Below are 11,825 nucleotides of genomic sequence, written 5' to 3'. Positions count from 1 at the left end.
TCTCAGCTTATGCCACACTTAACGCACCTGCATTCTGTTAAGGATATCTGATGAATTTTCGCTGCCTCTTTCTCGGCCTGACTCTGGCGATATGGAGCCAGTCGCCGCTGGCGATTCCGCTGCCTCAGCGCCCGCCCGACACCCTTCCGCCGGAACAGTATATTAGCCACGTCAACGCTAACAATACGATAACGTGGCAGTTATGGGCGCCTGCCGCCAAAGCGGTCGAGGTCGTGACCGGACCCACGCCCGATCGTTACGTCTCGCATCCCATGACCAAAAACGATCAGGGCATCTGGTCTTTTACCAGCGAACCTCTGCAGCCCAGCTTATATGAATACTTTTTCAACGTAGACGGTTTTCGCAGTGTCGACACGGGCAATGCGCTGGCAAAACCGCAGCGGCAGGTGAATACCAGCCTGATCCTCGTGCCGGGGAGCCTGCTGGACGATCGCGAAGTGCTGCACGGCGAGATCCACACCCTGAGCTGGCATTCGCCGTCGCTGAAGCGCGAACGACGCATCGCCGTCTGGGTGCCGCCCGGCACGCGCGCCGACTCGCCGCCGCTGCCCGTGCTCTACTACTATCACGGCTTTGGCGATACCGGCATGTCGGTGCTGACCCAGGGACGCGTGCCGCAGATTATGGACAACCTGCTCGCCGAGGGGAAAATCGTGCCGATGCTGGTGGTGATGCCGGATACCGAAACCGACGCCGAGGGTGCGATACCAGAAAGCTTTGCTCCCGCCACGCGCCGCGAGGTTTTCTATCCGCGTAACGCGCAGGCAGCGGATAAAGAGCTGATAGAGGAGATTATGCCGCTGGTGGCCGCGCGCTATCCGGTGCGCAAAGATGCCGGCAGCCAGGCGCTGGCGGGTCTCTCTCAGGGCGGCTATCAGGCGCTGGTCAGCGGTATGCGTCATCTGGATAAGTTCGCCTGGCTAGGGATTTTCAGCGGCGTGACCACTGAAACGGTGCCTGACTTTCGCGTGGCGGCGCAGATGAAGAAGCCGGCAGCGATCAATCGCCAGCTTAAGCTGCTGACGCTGGTGAGCGGCGAAGAGGACATTATCACCGGACGTGATATGACCGGGCTAAAGGCGCAGCTGGATCAGCGCGGCATCCGCAGCGACTGGCATAGCTATCCCAAACTGGGGCATGAAATGGATGTCTGGCGCCCGGCCTATATTGATTTTGTGCAGAAACTGTTCAAGACAGAAAACTAAGGCAGCGTTTTCACCAGGGTCAGCTGGTTTTCCGTTTCCCCCTGATGGTAGCTGACCCGGTCCACGCCTGAAAAAATAAGCTGCATGCCGCGGCCGCCCTCGCTCAGGCTCTCCAGCGTCAGCGGCGCATCGGGATCGCTCACCGGCGGCTGGCGCTTCTCCTCCGGCACCGGCACGCCGCTGTCACAGAGTTTCACCGTGACCGCGCGACCGTCGTGGCTAAAATTGACCCTGTAACACGCCGTGGCGTCGTCATGATAGCCGTGACGAATAATATTGCTCGCCGCCTCGCATAAGGCCAGGTCAAGCGGATAGATCCAGCCCTCGTTCACCGGCAGCGCGGCCAGAAACTGACGCAGCGCGACGCCAAGCGTGGTCAGGCTGTTAATGGTCGCGGGCAGCCGTAGCTCTTTTTCCTGGGCGTGTTCGGACATAGATCAGCCTCCTTCGTTGATCGCGGCGATCGCCTCGCTGCGGTCGGCACAGATGGTAAAGACCCGATCCATGCGCGTCAGCGCAAACATCGCTTTGATATTGGCGTTGAGCGCGCAAAGCACCAGCTGCCCCTTGCCGCTCAGCGACTTCAGCAGCGAAATCAGGGCGCCCAGACAGCTACTGTCGATAAAATCGACGCGCGAAAAGTCGAGGATCAGCGCCGTTTCGCCCTGCTGGATCACCGCCGCCACCGCCTCTTTGAAACGTAGCGCGACGGAGGCGTCGAGACGGCGCACCACCGGCGTGAAGAGTAAAGCCTGGTCGATCTTTTCAGTTTCAAATTTCATTTTTATCTCCCGTTAAGCCCTGCTGACGTTCAATCACCAGCAGGGAAATATCATCCGCCGCTGACGCGGCTCCATCCGTAGTCATGCCGCGCCACTGATTAAGCGACTGCTCCACCGCTGCCAGCAGCGCCTCGATGGAGTGGTCGTGCAGCGAGGCCAGCAAGGCTTCCAGTCGCGCGGCGCCGAACATCTGTTGATCTGCGTTTTCGCACTCGCTGATGCCGTCGCTGTAAAGGCAAAGCCGTTCGCCCGGGGCCAGGTGAAAGGCGTACTCGTCCCAGTCGAGGTGCTCAAGCAGCCCAACTGGCGGGCCGCCCTCGCCGATTTCGCGCACCGCGCCGCTGTCGCTGACGATAAACGGCGTAGGATGGCCCGCCTGACAGAGCCGCCCTTCGCCGCTATGACGATCGATCACGCCGTATACCAGGGTGAAATAGCTGGTGACCTCGGGATGCTGCGCGCAAAAGCGCTCGTTCAAAATGCGCACCACCTGCGACGGCGGCGTAACGGCCTCGCCGTCGAACAGAAAGGGATCGACCGTGCGACCGTGCAGAAACTGGCGCGCCACCGCCACCGACATCATCGCCGCCGTTACGCCGTGTCCGGCGACATCGACGCAGTAAAAACCTACGGCTTTATCGTCGAGAGGAAAGAGATGAAAGAGATCGCCGGATACCCATGCGGAAGGCATAAACAGCCAGTCGGCGAAATAGTCGCCCTGACGCAGATGGTGCGGCGGCAGAATACTGCGCTGCAGCGTGGCCGCCGCCTGCAAATCCTGTTGGATCTGCGACAGCGCTTCGCTGAGACGGCGATTTCTACTGGCCAGCGTCCCCTCCAGCTGGAGAATACGTTCGCCTGCGTGCAGGCGTGCCTGCAGCTCGACCTGATTGACCGGCTTGCGTAAAAAGTCGTCCGCGCCTGCGGCGAAACCGACGCGCAGATCCTCTACGCTGTCGCGCGCGGTGAGCACGATGATGTAGATATAACGATCCTGCAACTGCTGGCGGATCTCACGACACAGCGTCAAGCCATCCATCACCGGCATCTCCCAGTCGCTGATCACCAGACTCACGGTTTCCTGCGCCAGCAGCGCCAGCGCCTGCTCGCCATTCTCCGCTTCAAAAACCTGATAGCCCCATTGACGCAGCAGGCCAGCCAGCAGTCGGCGGTAGAGCAGCGCGTCGTCGACGATGAGCACGGATTGAGGCGGTAGCGCGTCCATAAAAAACCTCAGAAAGGAAGAAACCAGATAAGCGAGATCGTGCCCTCGCGAAATTTCGCGTTGGCGCTGCTGCGGCCGGGAAAGCGCGTGCCGCTGTAGTTGCTGTACTGGAGCGAAAACGAGCCGGGCGTATAGCCGGCATAGCCGAAGCTGTAGCTGTAGTCACCGTTCCACGGCTGCTGCTGTTCAGAGTGCGGAAACCAGAAGGCGGTGGCGCGAATAAAGAAGTGCTGCTTAAAGGTATAGCCGCAGCCGCCCAGCCCGACCTCTTTATTGGAGCGCAGATCGTTATCCGCCAGCGAATAGTAGCGCGGCACCCAGCTGACGCCGACCTGGCAGGTGAGCGCGTCCCCTTTGTTGATAAGCAGATGCTTCTCCAGCGCCTTCGGCAGCGAAAATTTATAGGCGAAGGTAAAGGCGCCCTGCTCGAAGTAGGTGCGGCGCGCGTTGCCTGAGGGAAACAGGTGGTTATCGCCATAGTTGCTATAGACCAGGCTAAAGGTATTGGGGTGCCAGTCGTCATAGCCGAAGCTGTAGCGAAAATCGGTGGTGTATTTATCGAAATCGGTAACAGGCGCGCGCAGCGTAACGTTAGCGAACCAGAAGCTGTAGGGAGAATACTGCAGGCTGAGGTTCACCAGCTGATTGATCTTCTTTTTTTGCTGCGCCGATTCCTCGCCGTTAGGAATCGTGATCCACTGCTCTTTCAGCCCGCTTGAGAAGCTGAGCGCGCTGGAAAACTTATCTTTATTGCCGGAAAACAGGCGGCCCCAGCGGCTGGTAAATACCCCCGCCTGAATCGGCTCTTCGTGCGCCGAAACCGTTTCGTTGTCGGTCGCAACGGCGAAAGCGGGCGCCGCCGCGCCTGCGGCGAACGCGATAGTCAGCCATCCTGCTCCTCTGGCCGAAAGCCCCGGGTAAACCATGCCGCACTCCTCGCTTAATTAGGGATGAAACGCCCGCCAATCTCTTTTTTCGCCATCCACCACAGCAGCCCCAGCGCGGCGAGATGAATCAGCGTGTTGCGTATCCACGCCTGGTGCCAGAGGTCGAAATCCACGAACTGGCTGACCGCCATCACCACGAAAACGTGCAGGATAAAGGTATAGAGCGAGTGCTGTCCGAGCGGGATAAGAAACCAGCCGAGGGCGCGTTCGAGGGGGCGCCAGCAAAAGGTCAGCACCAGATAAACCAGCAGCATCAGGCTGAAATCGTTCAGCACGCGACAGGGGCCAAGGGCGTTTTTACTGGCGAGATGGTAGTAAAACCAGTTGAAATCGGCAGGCGGAATAACGTGCAGCAGCAAAAACGAGGGCATAAAGGGGTTGGTATGGTTTTGCGCGACGAACATCATGACCAGCGCATAGATCACCATAATGCCCATCACGATATAGCCGCCCGGCGTGCGGGCCAGCGACATCAGTTCATCCTTGTACCAGCCGCAGCACATGCCCAACACATAGATAAACTGCCAGGCGAGCAGCGGAAAGGCGAACTCAAACTCCGCCACCGTCAGGCGCGTCGGCCAGAGATGATAGCTGACGTAACCCGCCAGCGACGCCAGCAGCAGCCAGCCTGCGCGACGTCCCTTCAGCAGCGCCAGAAACAGCGGGCTGAGCAGCAGCAGGCAGATATAGAGGCCGAGGATCTGCGTCTGATGCGGCCCGATTTGCAGATAGAGAATGATATTGAACCAAGTCTCTTTGATCTGCGGCGTGGTGGGAAACAGCGACCAGACGGTGCCGGAGTAGCGATCGACGAAGTGGGTGACTTCAAAGGTGTTGACGTAAGGAATGCGCGACAGCAGCAGCATCAGGCCGATGATGGTCAGGTTGACCAGATAGATTTTCCCGGCCCGCCGCCACAGAGTCCAGCTTACCGTCAGCAGCACCTCTTTTTGCAGTCGCTGGCGGTTGAGCATGCCCAGCATAAAGCCTGACAAAATAACGAAGCCTTCGGCGCCGGTGGTCAGGCCGAACCGCTCCCAGGTAAAAATATTCACCAGCGACAGCAGCTCGGTGTGCGCCACCACCATCATCACCAGCGCGATGCCGCGCAGCATATCGACGCGCAGATCGCGTTTGCCAGGCACCGCATAGCGCCACGCGCGCCAGTCAAGGCTTACCGTTTTAGGCTCAACCGCTACATCCGCCATAAATGATTACCGTAAGTGATGTAAGGATATTTTTTAGTTAAATGAAGTAGATCGTTACTTTGTAAGGAGAAGTTTAGCGCTGTTGCTGTTTAAGTCACGCCGAAATGAAAAAATTCTTAATCTCCTTGTAAATAGCTGTAATTTAATACTATATAAATTGTCAGAGAGCGTTATTGGATTTATTGGTTAATATTTATGCATGATCGCTCCGTTAAAAACATAAAAATACTTTAATTATCACTATTTAATAAGCTAATGAATTAACTCTTGCCACCAGGTGAAAAGATAACCAACAGACGCTTCCGCCATTGAAACGAGACGCCATGGATTATTACTTTTCACGCTTTGAACACCGACGTCCGCCCGCTCCGCTCCATACGCCGCTGTGGGTAATGCGGCTCTGGCAGGTGCTGGCCGTAGCCGGCCTGATTCTGGGGGCGAATTACGTCCGCTGGCGCTGGATGGAGTCGCTCAATATGGATGCGCTCTGGTACGCCATTCCGCTTGCGCTGGCGGAAACGCTCGCCTGGGTCGGCACGCTGCTCTTCACCATCAATATCTGGCAGGTCAAGGATCCCGCCTGTCCGCCGCCGCCCGACGAGATTAACCAGTGTCTGCTGGAGCAGGACCGCGCCGATCCGCGCCCGCCGAAGGTCGATCTCTTTATTGCCACCTACTCCGAGGATCCTGAACTGGTGCGCCTCTCTATTCGGGATGCGCTTAAGCTGACCTATCCCACGCCACTCGATCTCGCCATCCACGTGCTGGACGACGGTCGGCGGCCTGAGATGCGCGCGGTGTGCGAACAGGAAGGGGTGAACTACATCACGCGTGAAAACAATATCGGCTTTAAGGCGGGCAACATCCGTAACGGCATGGAGCAGACCGACGGCGACTTTCTGGTGATTTGCGACGCGGACACCCGCGTTTTCCCCACGCTGCTGGCCAATACGCTGGGCTATTTTCGCGATCCCGACGTCGCCTGGGTGCAGACGCCGCAGTGGTTTTACGATCTGCCGGAGGGAGAGCGTTTCGCCGACTGGCTGCGCCGCCGCGCTGGCCTGCCGGGCTATCTGTTCGGCCGCGCCGCAGAGGGGCTGTTCGGGCGGCTTACGGTCGGCAGCGATCCCTTTTTTAACGATCCGCGCATGTTCTACGATGTGATCCTGCGCCGCCGCAACTGGGCGAACGCCGCGTTTTGCTGCGGCGCGGCGTCGGTTCATCGTCGTGAGGCGGTGATGCAGGCGGCCTTGCGCAGCTACGTATTCAGCGTCGAAGAGGAGATTTCGCGGCATACCCGCGATATTCGTGACGAAGAGATGCGCGCCACGCTGAGTCTGGCGATGCGCCCGCACGTGATCGCCGATACCGAGCTGACGCCTTACAAATTTCACGTATCGGAAGATATCTACACTTCTATCGTGCTGCACGGCGACAGCGGGCGGCGCTGGCGTTCGGTCATGCATCCTGGCATCGAGTCGAAAATGCTGTCGCCGCAGGACCTGCTCACCTGGATGATCCAGCGCTTTAAATATGCGGCGGGTTCGCTGGATATTCTGTTTCACGACAAGATTTTCAGCCGTCGCCGCTTTAAGCTCAGCCTGGGCCAGACGCTCATGTACGGCACCACCTTCTGGTCCTATCTCGCCTGTATCTGGAACACCGTGTTTCTGATCTCGCCGCTGATCTATCTCTTTACCGGTATTCCGCCCGTGTCGGCTTACTCGACGCCCTTTTACCTGCACTTCCTGCCTTTTTTCATCGTGTCGGAACTGGCGTTTATGTTCGGCACCTGGGGCATCTCTGCCTGGGACGGGCGCTCTTCCTATCTCGCCTTTTTCTCCGTCAACCTGCGCGCTTTGAGCACCGTGCTGCGCGGCGAGAAGGTGAAGTTTCACGTGACGCCGAAAGAGCGGCAGTCGGGGCGTTTTCTCTATCTGGTGAAGCCGCAGCTGGCGATCGTGGCGCTGACGCTGCTCGGCCTGATCTGGGGCGGCATACAGGTGGCGCGCGGCAACGTCGACGATCCGTCAGGCTACGTGATTAATATCTTCTGGGGTGCGGTCAATATCGCCGCCATGATGCCTATGATTATGGCGGCGATGTGGACGCCGCCTGCTACGCAGGAGGCGGAAGCGGAATGAGCCTGAAATCGGGCATTTACAGCGCGCGCAGCTATCTCACGATTCTGATCGGCTTTTTAATCGGCTTCGCCATCGTACTGTGGGTCGAGCGGCAGATGCCGACGCGCGTCGAAACCACGGACGGCATCGTGCTAAGCAAGTCGTTCCCGCCCTTGCCTGAGCAGCGCGAACTGAGCTTTGACGAGGCGGTCTGGGCGCGTATCGCCTGGCAATATTTCGTCAATAACACCCAGACCAACGGGCTGGTGAACGCCGAGGCGGACAAGCCCTGGCTTAGCCTGTGGAGCACCGGCAGCTACCTGCTCGCGGCGATCGCGGCGAAACAGCTTGCCATCATTCCCGACGCGGAGTTCGACGATCGCATCGGCTCGGCGCTGGAGGCGCTGGGCGCGCTTCCGCTGAAGCCGGATGGTTTGCCTGCCGCCTTTTACCACGCCGACACGCTGGAGGCGCTGCCGTCGGCGGATGAAAACGCCGGTTCGGCCATCGATATGGGGCGCCTGCTGATGCCGCTGCAGATCCTGCTGTGGCGCTATCCGCAGCATGCGGCGGCGGTCAATCAGCTACTGTCGCGCTGGCAGCTCGCGGGACTGCTGCAGAGCAGCGGGCCGCAGGGCGCCAGTTTGCCGGTCAACCGCTGGGTCATCCGCACCGACGATCCGCGCGGCAGCTACGGCTATCGTCTTTATGCAGGCAGCGTGCTGCGACTGATTAACGCCTCAGCCGGTCTGGCGGTCAGCCAGCCGCCGGACGGCCTGAAGCTGGTGGAGATCGACGGCCATGCGGTGCCTGATGAGGGTCTGCGCACGCCCTGGGGCAAGCAGCCGTCCCTGATCAGCATGCCCTATCTGCTGACCGGGCTGGAACAGGGTTTCGACGCGCGCAGCGGCGAAATCACCTGGCGCATTATGCAAATTGTCCAGAACCGCACCGGCACCCCGTCCGACGCGGGCGAGATCAACAGCGACTACGCCGAGCAGGCGCCTGATTTCGTCGGCGCGCTGCCGGGCAGCCAGCCGCTGCCCATCCAGAACATCAACGACAGCGCCAGCGAAACGCTCGCCAGCCGCGCCCTTACCTCAACCCGTTCCGCCTTCGCCTGGTATGCGCTGTTCCGCAACCGCTGGAGCGAGGCGCTGCGCAAAGGGATGCTGCCGATGATTGAACCCGGCATGGGCTGGAAAGCGGGCTTCAATGCCGACGGTTCGGTCAACGCCGCTATCGATGCGGATACTAACGCGATGGTGCTGGAGAGCCTCTCCTATATCGCCCACGGCCAGCTTCTTTGCCTGGGTTGTCTCGCCGCCCCTTTACCCGCTAAGCAGCCGCAGCAACAAGGAGTAACAACGAAATGAGATCTTTATGGCTTCGCCGTTCCAGCCTCGCTGCCCTGCTGGCTGCGCTGATGTTTCTGGCGCCTGCGATTCAGGCGGCGGTTAGCCTGCCTGCGTCCGATTACAAGGTGCGTCACGGCGAACTGACCGAGCGCGAAATGGCGGTGGCGAAAAACGCCTGGGCCTATTTTGTGGCCAACACGCAGCCCACGACTGGCCTGGTGAACGCGGTTAACAAATATCCCTCCACCACTATGTGGGACAGCGCTTCTTATCTGGCGGCGCTGACGGCGGCGCGCGAGCTCGGCATTATCGATAAAGCGGAGTTCGACCGGCGTCTGCTGCAGTTTATGGCGACGCTGAACAAACTGGTGCTGTTCCAGAACCAGGTGCCCAATAAGGCGTACAACACCATTACCGGCCAGAAAGTGGACTACCTGAACAAACCCGGCGAGATCGGCTTCTCCGCCATCGATATCGGCCGCATGCTGCTCTGGCTGAAAATCATCAAAGAGCGCTATCCGGAGCACGGCAACAGCATCGACAACGTGGTGCTCGGCTGGGATTTCACCCACGTGGTGGATGACTGCGGCACGCTTTACGGCGCCTATCTCGACGGCAAAAAACAGCCGCAATACGTGCAGGAAGGCCGACTCGGCTATGAGGAGTATGCTGCATCGGGCTACCAGCTGTGGGGCTTTACCACCTGCCAGGCGAGCCGGCCCGAGCCTTACGCGCTGGCGGATATCTACTGTGTACTGGTGCCCTACGACACGCGCGATCCGCGCATGACCAACCAGCATAACTACGTGGTGACCGAATCTTATCTGCTGCACGGCCTGGAGATGGGCTGGGACAACGCCGACGATCGCGATAACGATGCGCGCGACTTTAGCCATCCGTGGATGAAAAACTTCGCCGACCGCGTCTATCAGGCGCAGGAAAACCGCTACATGATCACCGGGACGCTCACGGCGCGCTCGGAGCACCAGCTCGATAAATCTCCCTACTTCGTTTACGACACGGTGTTTAGCGACGGCTACAACTGGAACACCATTACTGACAAAGGCCAGTATGTGCCCAACGTCGCGGCGGTTTCGCTCAAGGCCGCGCTCGGCATGTGGGTGCTGTGGGATTCGCCCTATACAGACCGCCTGTTCGACAGCATAGAAAATGCCGACGAACAGGGTAAAGGCTACTACGAAGGTCTGTATGAAAACGGCGACGGCCCGATTAAAGAGTTCACCGCTAATAACAACGGCATCATGATGGAGGCGCTGCTATTCAAGAAAGAAGGCAAGCTGCTGCGCTTTAACAGCAACGATCCGCGTAAGGCCAGCTATGCGCCCTCTATGTGGGAGAAACGGCTGGTCGATATCTTCGAACCCAACAACACGCCGCGCAACCGCCCGTTCCTTAACGTCACGCCAGGCATAAAAAACTGGTGCGAGCAGAGCGGCACCGCCGTGCGCAGCGCTCCGTCATGTCAGGCCTGCAAATGCGCGCGCTGCGACAGTCAGGCGCCCGTTAAGTTACCGCCGGTGGCGACGACATGCCTAAAACAGTAATTCGTCTTCTTCTCGCGCTGCTGCTGGCGATAGCGCTGGTTACTGGCCTGCTGGCCTGGAACCAGGGAGCAGGCTGGCGCTGGCTGGTCAACGGCGGCTGGCACACCACCGCGCGGCTGGGCGCGCTCAACGAGCAGGAGCGACGCTGGGCGACTATCGCCTGGCGCTACTTCGAGAACAACGCGCAGCCGCAAACCGGGCTAGTGAACGGCAGCGATAAACGACCGGTGGTCAGCCTGTGGCAGATGGGCGATACCCTGATCGCCCTCACGGCGGCGCGCCAGCTCGATTTGATCGATGATGAAGCGTTCGATCGCCGCCTGACGCTGATTCTTGGCACCCTGAACCGCCTGCCGCTCACCTCGGCGAACGTGCCGAATCTGCTTTACAGCGCCACCAGCGTAGCAATGGTGGGCTACGGCAATACGCCGCAGGTCATCGGCTGGTCGGCGAAAGATATGGCGCGGCTGATGATGGCGCTGCGCATCGTGGCGGCGTTTCATCCTCAGTACAGTGAATATCTGGAGCGCGTGATTTTACGCTGGGACTTCTGTCGCGTGGTGGATGATAAAGGACAGCTCTATGCCGGGCAGATGCGCGATAAAAAGCTGATGCCGCAGGCGGAAGGCCGTCTCGGCGACAGCGAATACAGCGCGGCGGGATTCGGTCTCTGGGGCTTCGCCAACGATCAGTCGCTGCGTCCGCCGTCCCAGCATGTGATTATCGACGGGCTGGCGCTCGATATCGACGCGCGCGATCCGCGCACTACCTGGACACCCGCCGCGATTACCACCACGCCTTATGTGCTAAGCGGCATGGAGTACGCCTGGACGCTGCCCGGCGCCGATCGCGATATCGTGACGCTTCAGCGCCAGCGCGCCAGCAATGTCTATCGCGTGCAGGAGATGCGCTGGCAGCAGAAAAATATCCTGACCGCCCGCAGCGATTTCAATATTTCCGCGCCGCCCTGGCACGTCAACGACACCATTTTCGCCAACGGCTACGCCTGGAACACGCTGGCTGACGACGGTAAATGGGTGCCGCGTCTGGCGCAGGTGTCGACCCGCGCCGTTTTCGGACTCTGGGCGCTGTGGCAAACGCCTTTTACCGACGCGCTGATGGCGATGACCCAGCGGCAGAACGATCCGCAGCGCGGCTGGTTCGAAGGACGCGTCGAGGCGACCGGCGACTACAATCGCGCCATTACGCTCACCACTAACGCCATGGTGCTGGAGGCGCTGCTGTTTAAAGCCAATATGGGCGCGCTGCTTCGCGACAGCGAACCTGGCGAGCAGAGCTATTTTCGTCGGCAGCTGGAGGATCCCTTCACCACGCCGAACCGCTGTTTTCCTGTTAACTACGCCGCCCAGCGCGGTAGCCCCAATTAAGGA

General features: G+C 59.6%; 10 protein-coding genes. 5 read left to right on the top strand and 5 right to left on the bottom strand.

The window, feature by feature from the left end; genetic code table 11:
* The first annotated feature begins 50 nt into the window (after positions 1-50).
* Entirely contained in the window at positions 51-1,226 is a 1,176-nt protein-coding gene (locus tag JS46_RS05470; protein WP_033748768.1) for an esterase, read from the top strand.
* On the opposite strand, the gene JS46_RS05465 is transcribed toward JS46_RS05470, so the two are convergent.
* Genes JS46_RS05465 through opgC form a run of 5 tightly spaced genes read right to left on the bottom strand, consistent with a single transcriptional unit; the run spans position 1,223 to position 5,388 of the window.
* Positions 1,223-1,660: an ATP-binding protein gene (locus JS46_RS05465; protein WP_033748766.1), complete on the bottom strand. Its 438-nt coding sequence runs from the start codon at positions 1,658-1,660 to the stop codon at positions 1,223-1,225. The two genes, JS46_RS05470 and JS46_RS05465, sit on opposite strands and share 4 nt — an antisense overlap.
* A 3-nt stretch (positions 1,661-1,663) precedes the next feature.
* On the bottom strand, positions 1,664-2,008 hold the full coding sequence (locus tag JS46_RS05460; RefSeq protein ID WP_033748765.1) for an STAS domain-containing protein: 345 nt from the start codon (positions 2,006-2,008) through the stop codon (positions 1,664-1,666).
* On the bottom strand, positions 1,998-3,233 hold the full coding sequence (locus JS46_RS05455; protein WP_033748764.1) for a PP2C family protein-serine/threonine phosphatase: 1,236 nt from the start codon (positions 3,231-3,233) through the stop codon (positions 1,998-2,000). The genes JS46_RS05460 and JS46_RS05455 overlap by 11 nt, the downstream gene beginning before the upstream one ends.
* 8 nt (positions 3,234-3,241) lie before the next feature.
* Complete coding sequence (locus tag JS46_RS05450; protein ID WP_033748762.1) at positions 3,242-4,159, bottom strand: hypothetical protein; 918 nt, start codon at positions 4,157-4,159, stop codon at positions 3,242-3,244.
* A gap of 14 nt (positions 4,160-4,173) precedes the next feature.
* The gene (opgC, locus tag JS46_RS05445) at positions 4,174-5,388 is read right to left on the bottom strand and encodes an OpgC domain-containing protein (RefSeq protein ID WP_033748759.1); all 1,215 of its coding nucleotides are present in this window, start codon (positions 5,386-5,388) and stop codon (positions 4,174-4,176) included.
* A gap of 323 nt (positions 5,389-5,711) precedes the next feature.
* Between opgC and JS46_RS05440 the strand changes: the two genes are divergently transcribed.
* Genes JS46_RS05440 through JS46_RS05425 form a run of 4 tightly spaced genes read left to right on the top strand, consistent with a single transcriptional unit; the run spans position 5,712 to position 11,822 of the window.
* Positions 5,712-7,532: a glycosyltransferase gene (locus JS46_RS05440; RefSeq protein ID WP_033748757.1), complete on the top strand. Its 1,821-nt coding sequence runs from the start codon at positions 5,712-5,714 to the stop codon at positions 7,530-7,532.
* Positions 7,529-8,887, top strand: coding sequence for a DUF3131 domain-containing protein (locus tag JS46_RS05435; RefSeq protein ID WP_033748756.1), 1,359 nt, complete (start codon positions 7,529-7,531; stop codon positions 8,885-8,887). The genes JS46_RS05440 and JS46_RS05435 overlap by 4 nt, the downstream gene beginning before the upstream one ends.
* Positions 8,888-8,937: 50 nt before the next feature.
* A complete protein-coding gene (locus JS46_RS05430; RefSeq protein WP_051905589.1) occupies positions 8,938-10,434 on the top strand; it encodes a DUF3131 domain-containing protein in 1,497 nt (498 codons plus the stop codon).
* On the top strand, positions 10,419-11,822 hold the full coding sequence (locus tag JS46_RS05425) for a DUF3131 domain-containing protein (protein ID WP_033748754.1): 1,404 nt from the start codon (positions 10,419-10,421) through the stop codon (positions 11,820-11,822). Before JS46_RS05430 ends, JS46_RS05425 begins: the two co-directional genes overlap by 16 nt.
* Positions 11,823-11,825 lie beyond the last annotated feature (3 nt).

The sequence above is a fragment of the Pantoea sp. NGS-ED-1003 genome, assembly GCF_000738765.1.
GTDB lineage: Bacteria > Pseudomonadota > Gammaproteobacteria > Enterobacterales > Enterobacteriaceae > Pantoea > Pantoea septica.
Note: the sequence above shows the minus strand (reverse complement) of the source record. Positions and strands in the feature narration are given on the sequence as shown.